At 69.3% G+C, this 21,429-nt stretch carries 16 protein-coding genes; 7 read left to right on the top strand and 9 right to left on the bottom strand.

The features are described 5' to 3' along the window. Positions 1-33: 33 nt before the first annotated feature. The 4 genes from HIR79_RS05835 (at position 34) to HIR79_RS05820 (ending at position 5,164) form a co-directional block, all read left to right on the top strand. Positions 34-909, top strand: a complete 876-nt coding sequence (locus HIR79_RS05835) for an AEC family transporter (protein ID WP_169957604.1) — start codon at positions 34-36, stop codon at positions 907-909. Positions 910-1,027: 118 nt separating this feature from the next. Next, positions 1,028-2,191 (top strand): PQQ-dependent sugar dehydrogenase, encoded by a 1,164-nt coding sequence (locus tag HIR79_RS05830; protein ID WP_169957603.1) that lies wholly within the window; start codon positions 1,028-1,030, stop codon positions 2,189-2,191. A gap of 88 nt (positions 2,192-2,279) precedes the next feature. Continuing rightward, a complete protein-coding gene (locus tag HIR79_RS05825) occupies positions 2,280-3,779 on the top strand; it encodes a sensor histidine kinase (protein WP_169957602.1) in 1,500 nt (499 codons plus the stop codon). Next, positions 3,776-5,164 (top strand): sigma-54-dependent transcriptional regulator, encoded by a 1,389-nt coding sequence (locus HIR79_RS05820; protein WP_169957601.1) that lies wholly within the window; start codon positions 3,776-3,778, stop codon positions 5,162-5,164. Before HIR79_RS05825 ends, HIR79_RS05820 begins: the two co-directional genes overlap by 4 nt. 165 nt (positions 5,165-5,329) lie before the next feature. Here HIR79_RS05820 and HIR79_RS05815 read toward each other — a convergent pair whose 3' ends face one another. Further along, positions 5,330-5,749: a hypothetical protein gene (locus HIR79_RS05815; protein WP_169957600.1), complete on the bottom strand. Its 420-nt coding sequence runs from the start codon at positions 5,747-5,749 to the stop codon at positions 5,330-5,332. Positions 5,750-5,803: 54 nt separating this feature from the next. Further along, complete coding sequence (locus tag HIR79_RS05810) at positions 5,804-6,163, bottom strand: hypothetical protein (protein ID WP_169957599.1); 360 nt, start codon at positions 6,161-6,163, stop codon at positions 5,804-5,806. A gap of 428 nt (positions 6,164-6,591) precedes the next feature. Here HIR79_RS05810 and HIR79_RS05805 point away from each other — a divergent pair, with 428 nt between their 5' ends. Both HIR79_RS05805 and HIR79_RS05800 read left to right on the top strand, forming a co-directional pair. Beyond that, positions 6,592-8,232, top strand: a complete 1,641-nt coding sequence (locus HIR79_RS05805; RefSeq protein ID WP_169957598.1) for a BCCT family transporter — start codon at positions 6,592-6,594, stop codon at positions 8,230-8,232. A 134-nt stretch (positions 8,233-8,366) separates the two neighbouring features. After that, complete coding sequence (locus HIR79_RS05800) at positions 8,367-10,574, top strand: putative bifunctional diguanylate cyclase/phosphodiesterase (protein WP_249322261.1); 2,208 nt, start codon at positions 8,367-8,369, stop codon at positions 10,572-10,574. Positions 10,575-10,584: 10 nt separating this feature from the next. Here HIR79_RS05800 and HIR79_RS05795 read toward each other — a convergent pair whose 3' ends face one another. From HIR79_RS05795 to HIR79_RS05785, 3 genes are all read right to left on the bottom strand, one after another. Further along, positions 10,585-11,307, bottom strand: a complete 723-nt coding sequence (locus HIR79_RS05795) for a 3'-5' exonuclease (RefSeq protein ID WP_502708672.1) — start codon at positions 11,305-11,307, stop codon at positions 10,585-10,587. Further along, positions 11,307-13,229, bottom strand: a complete 1,923-nt coding sequence (locus HIR79_RS05790; protein ID WP_169957596.1) for a DUF294 nucleotidyltransferase-like domain-containing protein — start codon at positions 13,227-13,229, stop codon at positions 11,307-11,309. The genes HIR79_RS05795 and HIR79_RS05790 overlap by 1 nt, the downstream gene beginning before the upstream one ends. A 144-nt stretch (positions 13,230-13,373) precedes the next feature. Continuing rightward, positions 13,374-13,757, bottom strand: a complete 384-nt coding sequence (locus tag HIR79_RS05785) for a DUF4168 domain-containing protein (RefSeq protein WP_169957595.1) — start codon at positions 13,755-13,757, stop codon at positions 13,374-13,376. Positions 13,758-14,063: 306 nt separating this feature from the next. Here HIR79_RS05785 and HIR79_RS05780 point away from each other — a divergent pair, with 306 nt between their 5' ends. Next, positions 14,064-14,999, top strand: coding sequence for a DMT family transporter (locus tag HIR79_RS05780; protein ID WP_169957594.1), 936 nt, complete (start codon positions 14,064-14,066; stop codon positions 14,997-14,999). Here HIR79_RS05780 and HIR79_RS05775 read toward each other — a convergent pair. From HIR79_RS05775 to fghA, 4 genes are all read right to left on the bottom strand, one after another. After that, on the bottom strand, positions 14,959-17,931 hold the full coding sequence (locus HIR79_RS05775) for a molybdopterin-dependent oxidoreductase (protein WP_169957593.1): 2,973 nt from the start codon (positions 17,929-17,931) through the stop codon (positions 14,959-14,961). The two genes, HIR79_RS05780 and HIR79_RS05775, sit on opposite strands and share 41 nt — an antisense overlap. Before the next feature lie 11 nt (positions 17,932-17,942). Next, positions 17,943-19,661, bottom strand: coding sequence for an NADH-ubiquinone oxidoreductase-F iron-sulfur binding region domain-containing protein (locus HIR79_RS05770; protein WP_169957592.1), 1,719 nt, complete (start codon positions 19,659-19,661; stop codon positions 17,943-17,945). A gap of 32 nt (positions 19,662-19,693) precedes the next feature. Then, a complete protein-coding gene (gene mtgA, locus HIR79_RS05765; protein ID WP_169957591.1) occupies positions 19,694-20,398 on the bottom strand; it encodes a monofunctional biosynthetic peptidoglycan transglycosylase in 705 nt (234 codons plus the stop codon). Between the two features lie 134 nt (positions 20,399-20,532). Then, positions 20,533-21,390: an S-formylglutathione hydrolase gene (gene fghA / locus HIR79_RS05760; RefSeq protein WP_169957590.1), complete on the bottom strand. Its 858-nt coding sequence runs from the start codon at positions 21,388-21,390 to the stop codon at positions 20,533-20,535. Positions 21,391-21,429: the final 39 nt, after the last annotated feature.

The raw sequence follows: 21,429 nt of genomic DNA, 5'->3' as shown, positions 1-21,429 counted from the left end.
CAATGGCGCGCCCCGCCCCACGAGGACCTCTCGATGATCGCCGAACTCTTCGCCGTGATGGCCCCGGTGCTGGCCGGCGCCGGCCTGGGCTACACCTGGATTCGCCTGGGCCAGCCCTACCCGGTGGAGTTCGTCACCCGCCTGGTCTTCAATATCGGCACCCCGGCGCTGATCATCGCCTCGCTGGCCAATGCCGAGATCGACGCCGGCAGCGTCGGGCGCACCATGCTGGCCACCGCCCTGGTGATGATCGCCATGGCTGCCGCGACCCCGCTGATGGCGCGGCTGCTCCGGCGAGACTGGCGGGTGGTGCTCGCCCCCATGATGTACCCCAACACCGGCAACATGGGCCTGCCGGTGGTGCTCTACGCCTTCGGCAGCGCCGGCTTCGCCTTCGGCATCACGGTGATGGTCACGGTGTCGCTGTTCCAGTTCACCGTGGGCTCGGTCATGGCGAGCCAGGGCAACGCGCTGAAGACCCTGGCGCGCACCCCCACCGTCTACGCCATCGTGATCTCGCTGGCGCTGCTGCTCACCGACACCTCGCTGCCGCGCTGGCTCGACAACAGCGTCGACCTGATCTCCGGCTTCACCGTGCCGCTGATGCTGATCACCCTGGGGGTCTCCCTGGCCAGCATCCAGGTCAGGAGCCTCAAGTCCGGGGTCGGCTTCAGCCTGGTGCGCATCCCGGTGGCGGCGGGGCTGGCCTGGAGCATCGGCGCCCTGCTGGGGCTGCCCCCGCTGGCCCAGAGCATCCTGGTGCTGCAGATGAGCATGCCGGTGGCGGTCTTCAACTACCTGTTCGCCCAGAAGGCCGGCCGCGAACCCGCCTACGTGGCCAGCCTGGTGTTCTGTTCGACCCTGCTGGCGCTCTTCTATCTGCCCCTGCTGCTGGCCTGGCTGATGTAGCGCCATCGAGCGGGCCGGCGTCGCCAGATGGCGACAGGGAACGCGCCCGCCGCCGAAAAGTCCCTATGCTGGTAGATGCCTCATCATTCGATGAACGAGCCAACGAGGGGAGAACACGATGCCTGCACCACTTCGCAGACTGCCTGCCGCCCTGCTGCTGGGGGGGCTGGCCGTCGGCGGCCAGGCGCTGGCCGCCGAGACCCTGCCCGAGACAGTCGTCGAGCGGATCGAGACCGAGCACCATGACCTGCGCCTGGAGCGCGTGGCCACCGGGTTCGAACACCCCTGGGCCGTGGCCCAGCTGCCCGATGGCAGCTTCCTGGTCAGCGAACGCCCCGGCCGCCTGGCCCACGTCAGCGAGTCGGGCGAGATCTCCCACCTGGAAGGCGTGCCCGAGGTCAACGCCCGCGGCCAGGGCGGCCTGCTCGACGTGGTGCTGCATCCCGACTTCGGCACGGGCGACGGCGAGCACGACTGGGTCTACTTCACCTGGAGCCAGGCCGGCAGCGACGGCACCGCCACCACCCTCTCCCGGGCGCGCCTGGGCGACGACGCCCTGACCGACGTCGAGGAGCTCTTCGTCCAGGACCGCTTCTCCGGCCCCGGCCGCCACTACGGCTCGCGCCTGGCCTGGCGGCCCGACGGCACCCTGCTGATGAGCATCGGCGACCGCGGCAGCCATCCGCCGCGGGCACAGGATAAGGGCGACCATGCCGGCAGCGTGCTGCGCCTCACCGAGACCGGCAGCGTGCCTGACGACAACCCCTTCCTGGATGACGGCGACGCCCTGGAGGCGCTCTTCAGCATCGGCAACCGCAATATCCAGGGCATGACCGTCACCGCCGACGGCCGCGTCTGGGCCACCGAGCACGGCCCCCGGGGTGGCGACGAGCTCAACCTGATCGAGGGCGGCGAGAACTACGGCTGGCCCGAGGTGAGCCTCGGCGTGGACTACTCCACCCGGCAGCCCATCGGTGCGGACTCCCTGCCCGGGATGCGCGATCCGGTGCACGTCTTCGACGGCACCCAAGCCCCCTCGGGGCTCGCTGAGGTAACGAGCGAGCACTTCCCCGAATGGCAGGGCAACCTGCTGGCCGGCGGCCTGCGCAGCGAGTTGCTCAAGCGCCTGGTGCTGGAGGGCGACGGCATGGCCGAGAGCGAGGTGATCCTCGACGGCGAGATCGGCCGCATCCGCGACGTGCGCCAGGGCCGCGACGGCGCCCTCTACCTGCTCGACGACGACGCCCGCGGCAGCCTCTACCGGCTGGTGCCGGCGGACTGACATCGCACCGGGCATCGGCCCGGCACTTCCATCACCGGCCCCGCTGCTGCCGCGGCGGGGCCGGCCTGCGCCAGCCACGGGACCCAGCATGCGACTGCGCAACCTGATCATCCTCACCGTCATCGTGCCGCTGTTCCTGATCCTGGTGGTCTTCAGCCTGGTGGCGATCCACTCGCTGGAGGACAACGTCCGCTCCAAGCTGCAGACCGAGGTCCAGATCATCACCCATGCCATCGGCACCTCCCTGGGCTACGCCATGGCCCGCGACTCGCCGGAATCCCTGGAGGAGTCGCTGCATGCGGCCTTCTCCTTCCACCGCATCTACGGGGCCTACGTGTTCGACCGCGAGGGCCAGGAGATCTACGGCCTGGGGCTCGGCGAGTCGCTCTTCGAACCCGCGGAGATCCGCGAGGTGGTGGAGGCCGGCGAACCCACCGGCGACTACCGCCAGCACGATGGCTGGACCTACTACTCGGCGCTGATGCCGCTGACCACCCCGGACGGCGAGCTGCGCGGCGTGCTGCAGGTCAACCGGCTCAATACCGGCATCGAGAACTACACCGGCTTCCTGACCCTGGTGGCCGGCCTGGCCTTCCTGATCGGCTCCACCGGCATCGTGCTGGGCATCTGGTGGGGCTTCCGGCGCCATATCGAGCGCCCCATCAACCGCCTGCTGGAGGTGATGGCCCGGGTCGAGGGGGGCGACCGCGAGCAGCGCGCTGCGCCCCGCGGGCCGGAGGAGTACCGCCGCCTGGCGGTGGCCCTCAACGGCATGCTCGACGCCATGGCCGAGAAGGATGCCGACATCGAGGCGCGCCGCCTCAACGAGATCGCCCTCGAGAAGCGCCTGCGCAAGTCCCGCAAGCTGGCCGAGCTTGGCGTGCTGGCCGCCGGCGTGGCCCACGAGATCGGCGCGCCGCTCACGGTGATCAACGGCCAGGCCCAGCGCCTGGCCCGCCGCGAGGTGATCGGCGAGGATGAACGCGCCCGGCTCGGGCGCATCCGCGGCGAGGTGGCGCGCATCGTCGAGATCGTGCGCCAGCTGATGGAGCTGGGGCGGCGCCACAACGTCGAGAAGGAGTGGGTCCGCCTGGACGCCCTGGTGGAGGGGGCCCGCCAGCTGGTGGAGGAGGAGCTGGAGCAGGGCGGCATCCGCCTGGACACCGAGCTTCCCCCCAGGCCCCCGCGGCTGCTGGCCAACGGCCAGCAGCTGACCCAGGTGCTCACCAACCTGCTGCGCAATGCCGCCCAGGCCGAGGGCACCCGCCGCGTCAGGCTAAGCGCCGAGTCCCGTGGCGATCAGCTGCACCTGAGGCTCGAGGATGACGGCAGCGGCATCCTCGAGGCCGACAAGTCCCAGGTCTTCGATCCCTTCTTCACCACCAAGCCGGTGGGCCAGGGGAGCGGCCTCGGCCTCTCCATGGTCCACCGCATCGTCAACGACCATAGCGGTACCATCGGGGTGTTCGACAGCGAGCTCGGCGGGGCCGGGTTCGCCATCACCCTGCCGCTGGAGGACCTTCTGGAAGCGGGAGAGAACGAAGCCGTTACCCCCAACCACCCGGCAACGCGAGGACGCCAATCGTGACCCCCAAGGACGCCGTGCCACCCTGCCCGATCCTGATCGTCGAGGACGACCCCGCCATCCTGGAGCTGCTCGAGGAGGAGCTCCAGGAGGCCGGCCACGCCACCCTGGGCGCTGCCAGCGCCGAGGAGGCCCTCGCCACCCTCAGCCACAGCCCGGTGGCCCTGGTGATCAGCGATGTGCGCCTGCCCGGCATGAGCGGCCTGGCCCTGCTGGAGCAGCTGCGCGCCGAGAACAGCACCCTCGGCTTCATCGTCATCACCGCCTTCGGCACCATCGACCAGGCAGTGGAGGCGCTCAAGCTCGGCGCCGATGACTTCCTGACCAAGCCGCTGGACCTGGAGAACGTCCGCGAGGCCGTGTTCCGGGTGCTGGAGCACCGCCGCCTGGCCGAGCGCTTCCAGCGCGACGCGCCGCCCGGCCACTTCCACGGCATCGTCGGCGGGAGCGAGCCGATGCAGGCGCTGTTCCACGACGCCGCCCGGCTGGCGAAGAGCGATGCGCCGATCCTGGTGCTCGGCGAGAGCGGCACCGGCAAGGAGCTGCTGGCCCGGGCGATACACGCCGAGAGCCCGCGCGCCGAGGGCCCCTTCGTGGCGGTCAACTGCGCCAGCATCCCCGGCGAGCTGATGGAGAGCGAGTTCTTCGGCCATGTGAAGGGCGCCTTCACCGGCGCCAGCGACCATCGCCAGGGGCTGTTCCAGTCGGCCCGGGGCGGCAGCCTGTTCCTCGACGAGATCGGCGAGATGTCGCCGGAGCTGCAGGCCAAGCTGCTGCGCGCCCTGCAGGAGAAGACCGTGCGACCGGTGGGCGGCGAGCGGGAGGAGCCGGTGGACGTGCGCATCATCGCCGCCACCCACCGCGACCTGGAGCAGGCCATCGAGACGGGCAACTTCCGCAGCGACCTCTTCTATCGCCTGGAGACCTTCTCGCTGCGTATTCCCCCGCTGCGCGAGCGCGAGGGCGACCTGGAGCGGCTGATCACGGCGCTGATCGACAAGCACGCCGACGCCCAGCAGAAGCGCATCGAGGGCATCGAGCCCGCTGCCCTGCAGGCGCTGCTCGCCTATGGCTACCCGGGCAACGTGCGCGAACTGGAGAACGCCATCATGCGCGCGGTGACCCTGGCCGATTCGGGCGAGATTCGCCACGCCGACCTGCCCGAGCGCCTGCGCGAGCAGGCCCAGGCATCCCGCCGCGAGAGCGGCGAGGTCGTGGCCGGCAGCCTGGCCCCCAGCACGCCGCAGCAGGCCTGGCCAAGCCTCGAGGAGGTCGAGAAGCGTTATATCCGCAAGGTGCTGGACGCCACCGGCGGCAACAAGCGCCGCACCGCCGACATCCTGGGCATCGCCCGACGCACCCTCTATCGCCGCCTCGACGACGGCTGAATGCGACCGGGAGACAGACAGAACGAACCAGACAGGCAAAAAACCGACAGGCAGAAAAAACCCCTGCACCTGGCAGGGGTTGAAGGGCGCGGTCCGGCTTCCGATGCCGAGGGGATAGGAGAGAGCATCGGCCGGCCGCGCCGGGGAACACCACCATGACGGGCCTTACTCCTGCGGCATCTCCCACTCGTCATCCTCGCCGCCGGGCTGGGCCGCATCCGGCTGGGCCGCACCCGGCTCGCCGTTGGGCATGGGCTCGGTGCCGCTGCCGAAGCCGGGTTCGTCAGTCGCGCCGCCCGGCTCCGCCGGTGCCATGGGGTCACCCCCCGCCGGATCGGCCGCCGGGTCATTGATGGGATCGCTCATGGAGTCGACACCGGGGTCGGCGGGCTGGGCACCCGGATCGGCAGGCTGAGTGGCCGGATCTGCGGGCTGGGTGGCCGCCGGGTCGCCGGCCGCAGGGTCGCCTGCCGCAGGATCGCCTGCCGCAGGGTCATGCATATCGGCGAAGGCCAGCGGGCTGGCCAGCAGGCCGACAGAGACACCGAGAACGCCCAGTTTCTTCAACAGCTCCTGTGACATCATGCTTCGCTCCTTTCCTTTCGGATCATCCTTCGTCGTATCGGGACGAACTTGCGGTCAGTAGTTGCCCGCTTCCTCGTCGTCCATCTCGTCCATCATCGGTTCCTGGCTTTCCATGGGATCCATGGGGTCGTCGCTCTGGGCGGGGGCCTGGTCCATGCCGGGCTCGTCGCCCATCGCAGGCTCATCGCCCATGCCAGGCTCATCCTCCATAGGCTGGGCCGGTTCCTCCATGGGCGGGTCCGCCGGCTCCATGGGGGGCAGCTCATCATCACCGTTGCCACAGCCGGCCAGCGCCAGGCTGCCGAGCGACAGGGCGGCGATGGCCGCCAGCGCCTTCAGGCGACGCCCTCGGGGCGAGCGGGAGGCATGACCTTGTCGAGACTCCACCTGGCTGGACGGTGCTTGCTGAGGCATTGACATCTCCTGGGTTCATTGACTTCACCAAGAGAGGAGCAGTCGCCATGCCACTCCTGGCCAACCGCCAATAAAAAACTAGACAATCAATGACTTAAAAAACAATAGGCGACGACGAGTCGCGTGCCGACACCCGCGCATCGGGTGGTCAGATCTGACACATGCGCCCCGGATTACCCGCCGGAAGGAGTCGGGTCGGTTCGGAATCAACGCTATACGAAGGTATAGTCGCCTCCCCGTGACGCCAGCCGGGCGTTGAATCGCTTTCCACGAAGCGAAGCTAGGCTTTGAAGGCACTGAGGAAATGCCAGCCCACGGCGGCAAGGTGGCGACCCACACCGATGTTTCGGTGTTCATGGTGCGCCCGCCCACGACCTGAGCCACCCGCCCGGATACCCCCAAGACGCTACGCAAGGGAGACAGCCACTATGGCCAATGACGAGAACGCCCCCGAGAAGCCGCAGGCTTCCGAGGGCATTCCGGCCCCGGAGGGGCCCGCCAACCTGATCGATACCGACTACGTGATCGGCCAGGACAACATTTCCGCCTCGCCCATGGGGATCGACGTGGACCTGCACGGCAAGGTATTCGCCGTGTCGGCCATCGTGGTGATGTTCTTCGTGATCATCACCCTGGCCCTGCAGGACCAGGTCGGTCCGCTGTTCACCAGCACCTTCAACTTCCTGACCGGCAACATGGCCTGGTTCTTCCTGCTGGCCGCCAACATCTTCGTGCTGCTGTCGATCGTGCTGATCTTCACGCCCCTGGGGAAGGTGCGCATCGGCGGGGCCGATGCCAAGCCGGACTTCAGCTACGCGGGCTGGTTCTCCATGCTGTTCGCCGCCGGCATGGGCATCGGCCTGATGTACTTCGGCGTCTCCGAGCCCATGGATCACTTCCAGGCGGCGCTCGGCGGCATCAGCAGCGAAGGCGGCGCGCGCACCGACTGGTCGCCGCTGGGCGGCGCCGAGGGCGACGAGGCCGGCGCCCTGGCGCTGGGCATGGCCGCCACCATCTTCCACTGGGGCCTGCACCCCTGGGGCATCTACGCCGTGGTGGCGCTGTCGCTGGCGATCTTCTCCTTCAACAAGGGCCTGCCGCTCACCATGCGCTCGATCTTCTACCCGATCCTGGGGGAGCGCGTGTGGGGCTGGCCGGGGCATGTGATCGACATCCTGGCGGTGTTCGCCACCCTGTTCGGCCTGGCCACCTCGCTCGGCCTCGGTGCCCAGCAGGCCACCAACGGCTTGAACGACCTCTTCGGCATTCCCGATACCAACGTCACCATGGTGCTGCTGATCGTCGCCATCACCATCGTGGCCATCGGCTCCATCACCCTCGGCGTCGACAAGGGCGTGCAGCGCCTCTCCCAGCTCAACATGGGGCTCGCCTTCCTGCTGCTGGCCTTCGTCATCCTGGTGGGCCCGACGCTGATGATCGCCACCGGCTTCTTCCAGAACCTGGGCCACTACCTCAGCTACCTGCCGGCGCTCTCCAACCCCTTCGGGCGCGAGGACGCCAACTTCAGCCAGGGCTGGACCGCCTTCTACTGGGCCTGGTGGATCTCCTGGTCGCCCTTCGTCGGCATGTTCATCGCCCGGGTCTCCCGCGGGCGCACCGTGCGCGAGTTCCTGATCGCCGTGCTGCTGGTGCCGTCGCTGGTCTCGGTGCTGTGGATGACCTCCTTCGGCAGCGCCGGCATCAGCCAGCTGCTGGCCGGTACCTTCGAGGGCGAGGCGGATGCGCTCTTCGTGATGCTGGCCGGGCTGCCGCTCACCGAGATCACCTCCTTCATCGCCATCGTGCTGGTAGTGGTGTTCTTCATCACCTCCTCAGACTCCGGCTCCCTGGTGATCGACTCCATCACCGCCGGCGGCAAGGTGGACGCGCCCAAGCCCCAGCGAATCTTCTGGGCCATCATCGAGGGCGCCATCGCCATCGGCCTGCTGATCGGCGGCGGCCTGGCGGCGCTGCAGGCCGCGGTGATCTCCACCGGCCTGCCCTTCACCCTGGTCCTGCTGGTGGGCTGCTACGCCATCATCAAGGGGCTGATGAGCGAACCGCGCTGAGGTTTCTCCTCGACGCAGCCCAGGGGCGGCCATCGGGCCGCCCTTTTTGGTGGTCGGGTGTCTACGCTTAGGGTGACACGCCGATGACCGCCTCCCGGTGGAAGCACGTCAACTGGTGAATGGATGCCCATTTCGTGACGATTCAAGACACCCCGCTGCCACACCGGGCCCTGCTCGCCGTCGCCCTGCTGCTGACACAGCCCGCCGATGCCCTGGCGGAGAGTCTGCGCGTCGGTGTCTACCACAATCCGCCCAAGCTGATGCCGGATGAGCAGGGGCAGCCCAGCGGTATCCTGGGCGACCTGCTGCTGGCCATGGCGGCACAGGAGGGGTGGCAGCTGGAGGCAGTGCCCTGCACCTGGCAGGCCTGCCTGACGGCCCTCGAGGCCGGCGAGCTCGACCTGCTGCCCGATGTGGCCTGGACGGAGGAGCGCAACGAGATCTTCGCCTTCCACGACGAGCCGGTGATGCACAGCTGGTCCCAGGTCTACCAGCGGCCGGGGCTGTCGCTGGATGCCATCGTCGACCTCGACGGGCACCGCGTGGCGGTGCTGGAGGGGTCGATCCAGCGCCAGTTCCTCGACCAGCTCACCGACAGCTTCGGTGTCACGCCCCTCCCGGTCGAGGTCAGCAGCTTCGAGGAGGGCTTCGCGGCGGTCCGCGACGGCCGTGCGGAGGCCTCGGTGGTCAATCGCCACTACGGCGACTGGCAGGCCAATGCCCAGGGCCTCGAGGTCACTCCCATCATGTTCCAGCCCGCCAGGCTCTTCTTTGCGGCACCAGCCGGCGCGGGACAGGAGGTCCTGGCGCGGATCGACCACTACATGGGGCTCTGGAAACCCGATGCCCGCTCGCCCTACCACAGGGCGCTGGCCCGCTGGAGCGTCGAGAGCGACGACCGCTTCCACATTCCCCCGCTGCTGTGGTGGGGGCTCGGCGGCCTGCTGTTCATGCTGTCGCTGGCCGCCGGCCTGAGCCTGCTGCTGCGCCACCGCATCCTGGCGCGTACCGCCCAATACCAGGAGGTCCAGGCGCGCAACTACCGCCTGGCCCACTTCAGCCCGGTCACCGGGCTACCCAATCGCGGTCGGCTGATCGCACAGCTGGAACAGGCGATTTCCGCCCAGCATCGCCATGAATGGCAGGAGCGGCACGGCGCCCTGATGCTGCTCGATCTCGACCGCTTCAAGCTGGTCAACGACCTGTACAGCCACGAGGCGGGAGATCGCCTGCTGCAACAGGTAGCCGAGGCGCTGGAGCGAGCCCTCGACGAGCCCGGCTTCCTGGCCCACCTGGGCGGCGACGAGTTCGCCATCATGATCGATGAGATCGACCTGCCGGTGACGGCGGCGGCACATCGTGTCGAGCACCTCGCCGAGACCCTGCTGGCGGCGGTGTCATCCCTGGCCCCCTGCCAGGATGCGCCGCAGACCACTGCCAGCATCGGCGCGACCCTGTTCACCGCCGGCAAGCCCGATGCCGGCAGCGTGATCCAGCAGGTGGATATGGCGCTGGCCCGGGCCAAGACCGCCGGGGGCAACACCCTGCGTTTCTTCAGCGAGGAGATCCACCGCGAGGTGATGGCCCGGGTGCGCATGGAGCAGGATCTGGCGCGGGCCCTGGCCCGCGACGAGCTGCTGCTGCACTACCAGCCTCAGGTAAGCGCCGACGGACGCTGTATCGGCGTCGAGGCACTGCTGCGCTGGCAGCATCCGCAGCGCGGCATGATCTCTCCGGTGGAGTTCATTCCCCTGGCCGAGCAGACGCGCCTGATCCTACCCATCGGCCACTGGGTGCTGCGCTGCGCCTGCCGACTGCTTGCCAGCTGGGCGGACTCTTCCAGGGCCGACCTGCGCGTCGCGGTCAACGTCAGCGCCGTGCAGTTTCACCAGCCCGACTTCATCGACCTGATCAAGGACGTGCTGCGCGAGACCGGGGCGCCGGCCGAGCGGCTGACCCTGGAGGTCACCGAGTCGCTGCTGATGGAGGACCCGGAGCGGGTACGCGTGACCCTGGGCGAGCTGCGTGACCTGGGCATTCGTCTGGCACTGGATGACTTCGGCACCGGCTACTCGTCGCTCAACTATCTCAAGCGGCTGCCGCTGGATGAACTGAAGGTCGATCGCAGCTTCGTGATGGGCGTGCCCGCAGACGCCTCGGATGCCGCCATCGTGGAGACCACCCTGACGCTGGCCGCGAGCCTGGGCCTGGATGTGGTCGCCGAGGGCGTGGAGCATGCCGAGCAGCTCGACTGGCTCGCCTCGCGGGGGTGCCGGGCCTTCCAGGGCTACCACTTCCGGCGACCGGCTCCGCTCGAGGAGCTGACGTTCGACGAAGCGTGACCCCCTGGCATCAGCTCCACAGCTGGCCCACCGGGGTGTCGGGGGAGTAGTGGCGGGCCACCTGGGCGTGCAGCAGCTCGGCAGTGGCCAGGGCGTCCACCAGGGCGTGGTGCCCTTGGTAGGCGGGCAGGCCGTAGCGCGCGCGGCTGTTGTGCAGGCGGATCGAGACCGGCGGGCGCCCCAGCCAGCGCCGGAAGCGTGCCCACAGCGGCTGGCGGTGCAGCCGCGCTTCCAGCGACATGGTGTCGATCACCGGGAAGCGCAGCCCCTCCCCCAGCCGGGACTGGATGGCAGCGTCGAGGAAGGGCCGCTCGATATGGCGGTAGTGCACCACCGCCACCCGCCCCTTCAGCACCTCGAGCAGCTCCGGCAGGATCGCGGCAAGATCGGGGGCGTTCTCCACCTCGCCGTGGGTGATGCGGTGCAGGATCACCGACTGCTCGGTGAGCTCCTGGACCGGCTTGAGCACCCAATAGCGTCGCTCGCGCAGGGGAATCCGGGCCAGGGTGAAGGGCACCACCCCGACGCTGACGATGGCATGGCGGCGCGAGTCGAGCCCGGTGGTCTCGATGTCGAGCGCCACCATTGGCACCTCGCCGATGGGCGTGGCCGGGTCCGGGCAGCCCGTGGCGAAATAGTCCTTGAGCAGCCTGTGTTGGACCCGGGCGGCGCGATCAGCCAGGTACTCGGGCCAGCCGGGTGTCTGCTGGCGCACCGCGCCTGGCAGCCGAATCACCGGGTCCCTCGCGGGCGACGCGCCGCGCTGGCCGGGACCGGATAGCGGAACTTGAGAAACTTCTGGGCGTTGCTGAGCACCTGGAAGGCGTCCTTGAGGGTGTGGCGCTCGGCGTCGGAGACGTTCTCCGGCTCGATGTTGTTGTCCGGGGTGCGCTCCTGCTGCAGGTCGAACACCTGATGGCGAATGCGCGCCATGGCGAGGAACTCCAGGGCGTAGCGCAGCTTGTCGCTGACCCCCGGCGCCAGCAGCTGGGTGCGATCGATGTCGTCGAGGCGCTCGAAGCTGTTCTGGGCCCGGGAGCCGCAGGCCAGGGCATGCACCCGGATCAGGTCGGTGAGCGGTGCGGTGCCGCGCCGCTTGAGGTTGATGGAGTTGTTCTGCTTGCCATCCTTCTCCATCACGAAGGTGCGGAAGAAGCCCAGCGGCGGGGTGCGATTGAGGGCATTGCGCGCCATGGCGGCCAGGAACAGCGGGCTCTTCGGCGCCTGCTCGGCCACCAGGTCCTGCAGCTGCTCGACGAAGACGTTCTCGCCGTGGACGACATCGAGGTCGAAGAAGATCGAGCTGTGCAGCAGCCGCTCCGGGGTCGGGTCGTGGATCCAGTCCTCGAAGTAGCCCTTCCACACCGACAGCGGCTGCCGCCAGCGCGGGTTGGTGGCCATGATATCGCCGGTGCAGTAGGTGTAGCCGCAGGCGTGCAGGCCGTCGCTGACGATCCTGGCCATCTCCAGGAAGTAGGCGTCGTGGACCTCGGGGTCGAAGGCGTCATCCAGCACCAGGGCGTTGTCCTGGTCGGTGACGATGGACTGCTCGTTGCGCGCCATGGAGCCCATGGCCATGAAGCAGTAGGGCACCGGCGGCGGCCCCAGCGCCTCCTCGGCCAGCTCCAGCAGGCGCCGAGTGAAGCTGCGCCCGATGGTGGAGAGCGCGCTGCCGATCATCCGCGAGTCGGCGCCATCCTCCACCATGCGCACGAAGGCGGCACGCACGTCCGGGGCCAGCTTGGCCAGGCCCTCCGCCGTGGACTGGTTGAAGATGTTGCTGACCAGGTAGAGGCTGGAGTGGGTCTCGTAGCGGATGATGTCGGAGAGGTGGACGATGCCCACCGGGTGGCGGCGATGCATTACCGGCAGGTGGTGGATGTTGTTGCGCAGCATGGTGAGCATCGCCTCGTGGACCGACTCGTCGGACTGGATCGCCACCAGCCGGTCGACCACGATCTCCCCCACCGGCGTGTCGGACGGGCGCCCCTCGGCCACCAGCCGACGGAAGTCGCTGTCGGTGAGGATGCCGCGCACCTGCCAGGCGCGCTCCTCGCTGTCGCGGAAGGTGTAGCGGGGGTTGTCGCCGGGGGCATCCAACACCAGCACCGCCGAGGCGCCGAGGTCGCCCACCAGGCGCGCGGCCTCCTGCACCGTGGTGCTCGCCACCACCATCACCGGATAGCGGGTCAGCAGCTTGCGCACCCGAGTGATCATCATGTCGTTCTGCTTCTTGTGCTGCTCCACCGCCGACTCGAGGCGCGGGCGCTCCAGTTCCACGAACTCGGCGAAGTGCTCATCCTCCTCGCAGAGACGCTGGAAGAGCGCATCCGGGAGGAAGTAGATCAGGCTGTCCTCCAGCGCCCGCACGGGGTAGCGGACCCGGTGATTCCGCAGCAGGCTGAAGTGGCCGAATATATCGCCCTCACCGCGGCGGTCGTAGAGGTCGCCGTTGCGGCGATAGACCTCCACGGCGCCGCTGCGGATGTAGCCCAGTTCGTGGATCTCCTGATCGAGGAGCAGGATCTCGCTGCCGGCACGGTAGTAGGCCACCTCGACCTGGCCGGCGATCTCGTCGAGCAGGTCGTCCGAGAGGGCATCGAAGGGCGGGAAGCGCCCCATATGCTGGCGGATTTCCAGCAGTTCCACTTCCATGAGTCGCGCTCCCGTCCGGCTGGTCACATGCCGGAAGTCTGGGAGCTGCCGGCGGCGCTGTAAAGCCGGCACACATGCAAACGGCCACCCAGAGGGGTGGCCGTTCACGCTGCCGATGGGAGTCGGCGTGGAGTCAGGACCGGCTTACGACTGGGCCATCTCCTGAACACGCTGCATCAGCTCGGGATCCTGCTGGATCGCCTGACCGATGGCGTTGAAGGTATCCACATCGAGGCCGCTATCCTCGACCACCTCGACCATCTTGTCGTTGGCTTCCATGCGAACTTCCTGCTGGGAGGCCTCGTCCTCGGCGGAGTGCAGACGCTCGGTGTACTCCTGGGAGATCACGGCGATCTCCTGGGAGGCGTCGGCAAACTGCTGGAGCTGCTCGTCGGAGAAGTCCATGGCCGGGGCGGTGGCCTGGGGCTGCTCGGGGGCGGCCGCGGGATCCTGCTGGGCGTGGGCGGTAGCGGACATCAGGCCGGCGCTGAGCAGGGCAGCAGAGAACAGAGCAGTCATCCGTTTCATGAATACCTCCAGGAAGGCGTTGCGTGTATGTGGGGACTGTGACGGCAGCGTGCGGCCCGCGTTCAGAATTTTCGTGTAAAAGTTAGCAACATAGGGTGTGTAAAAGACCACATCCGTAGCCATCAGGAGACACCTGAGCGGACGCTTCGGCACAGGGCCCGCCGCTGGCGCGCTCGGCACAGACCGGCACAATGGGAATGACACTCATTCTCCCAGCGAGCCGACGCCTCCTGCACGGGGACTAGGCGAAACCCGAGCAGCGCAGTATGGTCAGGGGCTCCCTCAACGACGACACGGATGTTCGCCATGGCCTTCCCTACCGCCGACTCCCGTACCGCCAGCCTCTGGCTCGCCGCCATGCCGCTGCTGTTCGTGGTGCTGTGGAGCACCGGCTTCATCGGTGCCAAGTTCGGCCTGCCCTACGCCGAGCCCTTCACCTTCCTGTTCATCCGCTTCGCGCTGACCCTGGCGCTGCTGATCCCCCTGGCCCACTGGCTCTCCGGGGAGTGGCCCCGGGGTGCGCGGCTGTGGGGGCATATCGCCGTCTCCGGTCTGCTGGTGCACGGCGCCTACCTGGGCGGGGTCTTCTACGGCATCTACCTGGGCATGCCGGCGGGGCTCGCCTCGCTGCTGGTGGGTCTGCAGCCGCTGCTCACCGCCGGGCTCGCCGGGCCGCTGCTGGGCGAGCGGCTGGGCGGGCGCCAGTGGCTGGGGCTGGTGCTGGGGCTCGTCGGCGTCACCCTGGTGCTGGGCGGCAAGCTCGACCCGGGCGAGGCGCTCTTCCAGGGCTTCGGCGCCGGCGCCCTGCTGGCCATCCTGATCGCGCTGCTGGGAATCGCCGGCGGCACCCTCTACCAGAAGCGCCACTGCACCGGCATGCCGCTGCTCTCCGGCACCGTGGTGCAGTACCTGGCGGCGGGCGCGGTGCTGGGGCTCGGGGCCCTGCTCTTCGAGGAGCGCAGCGTGACCTGGACACCCACCTTCGCCCTCACCCTGGGCTGGCTGGTGCTGGTGCTGTCGATCGCCGCCATCCTGCTGCTGATGGCGCTGATCAGGCGCGGCGAGGCCTCGCGGGTGGCGAGCCTCTTCTACCTGGTGCCGCCGGTCACCGCCCTGCAGGCCTGGTGGCTCTTCGACGAGGCGCTGCCGCCGGTGTCGCTTGCCGGCATGGCCGTCGCCATCGCCGGGGTGGTGCTGGTGGTCAGGGGGCAGCCTTCGCCAGCCGGCAGGCAGCGTACTTGAACTCCGGGATCTTGCCGAAGGGGTCCAGCGCCGGGTTGGTGAGCAGGTTGGCCGCCGCCTCCACGTAGGCGAAGGGCACGAAGACCATGCCGTCGGGCATCCCCGGGTCGACCCGGGCCGTCAGGGTGATCTCGCCGCGGCGGGTGGCGATGGTGATCGCCTCCCCCGGCGCCACCCCGAGGCGGTTGAGCTCCCCGGGGGAGAGGCTGGCCGTCGCCTCGGGCTCCAGGGCGTCGAGCACGCTGGCGCGGCGCGTCATGGCACCGGTGTGCCAGTGCTCCAGCTGGCGCCCGGTGGTCAGCACCGTGGGATAGGCCTCATCCACCGGCTCGTCCGGCGGCAGCGGCCGGGTTGGCGAGAACCTCGCCCGACCGCCGGCCCGGGGGAAGGCGTCGGAGAAGACCACGTCCTGGCCCGGAGCATCGTCGGCCGGGCAGGGGTAGGTCACCGAGCCCTCCCGCTCCAGGCGCTCCCAGGCGATATGATCGAGGGAGTGCATGCCCCGCTTCATCTCGGCGAACACCTCGCGAGGGTGGGCGTAGTCCCAGGCCAGGCCGAAGCGCCGGGCGATCTCCTGGATGATCCACCAGTCGGGCTTCGCCTCTCCCGGCGGCGCCACGGCGGCGCGGCCCAGCTGCACCTGGCGGTTGGTGTTGGTCACCGTGCCGTCCTTCTCAGGCCAGGCGGTGGCCGGCAGGATGACGTCGGCGAACTGGGCGGTCTCGGTGACGAAGAGGTCCTGCACCACCAGGTGCTCCAGGGCGGCCAGGGCCTGGCGGGCGTGATGGAGGTCCGGGTCGGACATGGCCGGGTTCTCGCCGAGGATATACATGCCGCGGATCTGGCCGGCCAGGATGGCGTCCATGATCTCCACCACGGTGAGCCCCGGCTCGGGGTCGAGCTCGCTGTTCCACAGCTCCTCGAAGGCGGCGCGCAGCTGGGCATCGCCCACCGGCTGGTAGTCGGGCAGCACCATGGGGATCAGGCCGGCGTCCGAGGCCCCCTGGACGTTGTTCTGGCCGCGCAGCGGGTGCAGGCCGGTGCCGGGGCGGCCGGTCTGGCCGCAGGCCAGCGCCAGGGAGATCAGGCAGCGGGCGTTGTCGGTGCCGTGGACGTGCTGGGAGATGCCCATGCCCCAGAAGATCATCGCCCGCTCGGCGGTGGCGTAGGCCCGGGCGATCTCGCGGATGGTCTCGGGGGCCACGCCGCACAGGCCACTCATGGCTTCGGGGGTCATGTCCACCACGCTTTGCTTGAGCGCCTCGAAGCCCTCGGTATGCGCCGCGATATAGGCCTCGTCATACAGGCCTTCGCTGACGACGACATTGAGCATGGCGTTGTAGAGCGCCACGTCGCCGCCGGGGGAGAAGCGCACGCTGCGCCAGGCGTAGGCGTCCAGGGCCTGGCCCCGGGGGTCGAGGATGATCAGCCGGGTGCCGTTTCTCGCCGCCTGCTTGAAGTAGGTGGCCGCCACCGGGTGGTTCACCGCCGGGTTGCAGCCGGTGAGGATCACCACGTCGGCCTCGAGGGCCTGCATGAATGACGCCGTCACCGCGCCGGAGCCCAGGCACTCCATCAGTGCGGCCACCGAGCTGGCATGACACAGCCGGGTGCAGTGGTCCACGTGGTTGGAGCCGAAGCCGGTACGCACCAGCTTCTGGAAGAGCCAGGCCTCCTCGTTGGAACACTTGGCGCTGCCGAAGCCGGCCAGCGCCCCGGGGCCGTGGGCCGCCTTGAGGTCGACGAGCCCGGTGGCGGCCATCTCCAGCGCCTCCTCCCAGCTCGCTTCAAAGAAGTGGGTCAGCGGCCTTGCCGGATCGAAGTCGGGATCGAGCCCCTTGGCCACGCCGGGCCGGCGGATCAGCGGCCTGGTCAGGCGTGCCGGGTGATTGGGGTAGTCGAAGCCGAAGCGCCCCTTGACGCACAGCCGCCCCTGGTTGGCGGGGCCGTCCCGGCCCTCGACGAAGAGAATGCGCCCAGGCCCCGGAGCTGTTCCGGCGACAGGACTGCGGGGAGGCGCTACAAGTCCTTCCATGGAGGCTACCTCGGCCATCCCTGGTCCTCGGACCTCCCCTTCGTCCTGCCCCCGGCGCTCCTCGACGTGTGGTACGTCATCCTTCACATGGTAGGTAAGCTGGCAGCCCACCCCGCAGTAGGGGCAGACGGAATCCACGGTGCGGTCGGCCACGGCGGAGTCGCCGCGGCCCGCCTCGTCGATCAGGGTCGCCGGCATCAGCGCCCCGGTGGGGCAGGCCTGGACGCACTCGCCGCAGGCCACACAGGTGCTCTCCCCCATGGGGTCGTCGAAGTCGAAGACGATCTTCGCCGCCGCACCGCGATGGGCCAGGCCGATGACGTCGTTGCCCTGCACCTCGCGGCAGGCGCGCACGCAGAGCCCGCACTCGATGCAGGCGTCGAGATTGACGTTCATCGCGGTATGGGAGGCATCCTGGAAGCGCTGCGCCTCCCGCGGGCGCACATGGTGAACGGTGGGCGCGGCGCGCTCCGCTCGGGCGGGCAGCCGCTCGCTCACCGCCGTGGCATCGATGGCCAGCGCCTCGGCCATGGCCCAGAGATGGCTGGCGCGGTCGGGGCTCGCCTTCCGCTCGGGCTGGTCGGCGAGCAGCAGTTCCAGCACGGATTCCCGCGCCTCGCGGGCGCGCTCGGAGCTCGCACTCCTCACCACCATGCCGGGGGCCGCCTCGCGGAGGCAGCTGGCCGCCAGCACCCGCTCCCCCTCGATCTCCACCATGCAGGCGCGGCAGTTGCCGTCGGCCCGATAGCCCGGGGCGTCCTTGAAGCAGAGATGGGGAATGGTCTCGCCGGCACGCTTGGCCACCTGCCAGAGGGTCTCGCCGGGACGGGCGCTCACCTCGACGCCGTCCAGGGTCAGGATAAAGGTCTCGGGGTTCGGGGTCTGCGTGGTCTGCATGGTCTGCCTCCCTACCCTTTCACGATGAGGTTCTGAGCTTCGAGCTCGCCGCGGAAGTCGCGCAGCAGGCTCAGCACCGGATTGGGCGCCGCCTGGCCCAGGCCGCAGATGGAGGCGTCCATCATCACCCGGGCGAGGCGCTCGAGCGCCTCGACGTCCCAGGCATCACGCTCGAGCAGGGTCAGCATCTTCTCGGTGCCCACCCGGCACGGGGTGCACTGGCCGCAGGATTCGTCGGCGAAGAAGGCCAGCAGATTGGCGGCCACCGCACGCAGATCGTCCTGGTCCGAGAGCACGATGATCGCCGCCGAGCCGATAAAACAGCCGTGCTCCTGCAGGGTATCGAAGTCCAGCGGGATATCCGCCTTGCCGGCCGGGAGTATGCCGCCGGAGGCGCCACCGGGCAGGTAGCCGGCGAGGCGGTGCCCATCGGCCATGCCGCCGCAGTACTCCTCGAGCAACTCGGCCAGGGTGATGCCGGCGGGGGCCAGGTGCACCCCGGGCCGCTTGACCCGGCCGGAGACCGAGAAGCTGCGCAGCCCCTTGCGCCCGTGCCGGCCCTGGCCGGCGAACCAGTCGGCGCCCTTCTCGTGGATCAGCGGGATCCAGTAGACCGTCTCGACGTTGTTGACCAGGGTCGGCCGACCGAAGAGCCCCCGCTGGGCCACGAAGGGGGGCCGGTGGCGCGGCTTGCCGGGCTTGCCCTCCAGGGACTCGATCAGCGCCGACTCCTCGCCGCAGATGTAGGCGCCGGCGCCGCGGCGCAGCACCACGAAGCCGGGGGCGACCAGGCCCGCGGCCTCGAGCTCGGCGATCGCCTCGGTGAGCACACGGTGCAGCCCGGGATATTCATCGCGCAGGTAGATGTAGAGCGCGCTGGCCTCCACCGCCCAGGCGCTGACCAGGGCCCCCTCCAGGAAGCGGTGCGGCTCACGTTCGAGATAGAGGCGGTCCTTGAAGGTGCCGGGCTCGCCCTCGTCGGCGTTGATCACCGCGTAGCGGGGGCCGGGCTCGGCGCGCACCGCCTGCCACTTCTTGAAGGTGGGGAAGCCCGCCCCGCCCAGGCCGCGCAGGCCGGCGCGCTCGAGCTCATCGATCAGCACCTCGACGCCCACCTCGCCGGCGCGACACCGGGTCAGCAGCGAGTAGCCGCCACCGACGCGGTAGTCGGCCAGGCGCTGCCAGAGGATCGCCTCGGGATGGGTGTGGTTGGTATCCACCACCGCCTCGACCCCCTCCGGGGTGGCGTAGAGCAGGTGGTGATGGCCCACCTCGACCACCGGGGCGGTGTCGCAGCGTCCCATGCAGGGGGCACGCACCACCCGCACCCGCTCCGGGTCGAGGCCCGCCGCCAGCCGTTGGCGCAGGGCCTCGGCGCCGGCCAACTGGCAGGAGAGCGAATCGCAGACCCGCACGGTGACCTCCGGCGGCGGGGCCTCGCCGTCGTGGACCACGTCGAAGTGGGCATAGAAGGTGGCCGTCTCGTAGATGGCCGCCATGGGCAGGTTCATGTAGGCGGCCAGCGCCCTGAGCTCCACCAGGGAGAGGTGACCGTGGGCATCCTGGATGGCGTGCAGGTGCTCGATCAGCCTGTCGCGACGGCGCAGCTCCGGCGCCTCACGCTCGTCGCCGAGCAGCACGCGCAGGGCGGCCAGCGCCACCGGCGCCAGTTCACGGCCGCGGGTCTTGCCGCGCAGGCGGCGCTTGGGGTTGACGGTCGATTCGGTCATGGCGGGCTCCCGGAGTCGGCGGGCAGACGAGGCTAGAGTCTTTCAAGATAGGCCGGCCCGCCCAGGTTGTTCATCTGCTGGCGGATCCAGGCGCTGCGCCGCTCCACGTGAGGGCTGGGGCGCGCCGCATCCCAACCCCGCGGGTTGGGCAGGATGGCCGCCAAGCGGCTGGCCTGCACGGCCGTGAGCTGGCCGGCAGAGACCCCGAAGTAGTGCTGGGCCGCGGCCTCCAGGCCGAACACGCCGCTGTCCCATTCGGCGATGTTCAAATAGACCTCGAGGATGCGCTGCTTGGGCCACAGGGTCTCGATCAGCAGGGTGAACCATGCCTCCAGCCCTTTGCGCGCCCAGCTGCGCCCGGTCCACAGGAAGAGGTTCTTGGCGGTCTGCTGGCTCAGGGTGCTGGCCCCGCGCAGCCGCCCCCCGGCACGGTTGGACTCCCAGGCGCGGCGCATCTCCACCAGATCGAAGCCGCGATGCTCGGGAAAGCGCTGGTCCTCGGCAGCGATCACCGCCAGCTTGGCGTGGTCGGAGAGCGCCTCCCAGGGGCGCCACTGGTGGCGAAGCTCGATGGGCTCCCGGGAGATCCAGGACTGCACCTTGCGCTCCACCATCACCATGGAACCGAACACCGGCACCTGGCGAAACAGCAGCACCAGCAGTACCGAGAGCACCACGAAGCCCAGCACGACGCGCCACAGCCAGCCCCACAGCCGGCGGCCCCATGCCCTGACCATTCCTCTTCTCACTATCGCTCGACCCACGACCACTCGCCCCTGCGAACCCGACGCCAGACGACCAGTATACGGGCTCGCATCGCGGCAAGGGAGGCGAGCGGCCGGCGCATCCTCAACGCGCCAGCCTCAACGCGCTAGAGATTCTTGTGCAGCCGTTCGGCGTGATAGCGCAGGTGATCCTCGATGAAGGAGGCGATGAAGTAGTAGCTGTGATCGTAGCCGGGCTGCCGACGCAGGGTGAGCGGGTGGTCGTGCTCGGCGCACACCGCCTCCAGCCGCTCGGGCCTGAGCTGCTCGTCGAGGAAGTCGTCGGCCTCGCCCTGGTCGATGAACAGCGGCTGGCTGGAGGCACCGCGGGCCACCAGCTCGCAGGCATCGTACTGGGTCCACTTGCCGCGGTCCTCGCCCAGGTAGCCACCGAAGGCCTTCTGGCCCCAGGGGCACTCCGACGGATTGACGATGGGGGCGAAGGCCGACACCGAGCGGTAGTGGCCGGGCCGGCGCAGGGCCATGATCAGTGCCCCGTGGCCGCCCATGGAGTGGCCGCTGATCGACTCGCGCCCGTTCACCGGGAAGTGCTGGCGCACCACCGAGGGGAGCTCTTCGGTGACGTAGTCGTACATGCGGTAGTGCTTCTTCCAGGGCTCCCGGGTGGCGTTGACATAGAAACCGGCACCGCTGCCGAAGTCATAGCTGTCATGCTCGCCGGGCAGGTCGGTGCCCCGCGGGCTGGTGTCGGGGCAGACGATGGCGATACCCAGCTCCGCCGCCAGGCGATGGGCACCGGCCTTCTGCATGAAGTTCTCGTCGGTGCAGGTCAGGCCGGAGAGCCACCACAGCAGCGGCACCCGCTCGGTCTCGGCTTGGGGAGGCAGGTAGATGGCGAAGACCATCTCGCAGTCCAGCGCCCGGGAGCGGTGGCGGTAGCGCTTGTGCCAGCCGCCGAAGCTCTTGTTGGCCGACACCAGCTCCAGGTTCTCGGTCATGGTCATGGGAAATCTCCGGGCGGCCGGGACTGCTGTCCCGGCCGC

It is taken from the genome of Halomonas sp. PGE1 (genome assembly GCF_013000985.1).
In the GTDB taxonomy this organism is placed as follows: Bacteria; Pseudomonadota; Gammaproteobacteria; order Pseudomonadales; family Halomonadaceae; genus Halomonas; species Halomonas alkalicola.
Note: the sequence above shows the minus strand (reverse complement) of the source record. Positions and strands in the feature narration are given on the sequence as shown.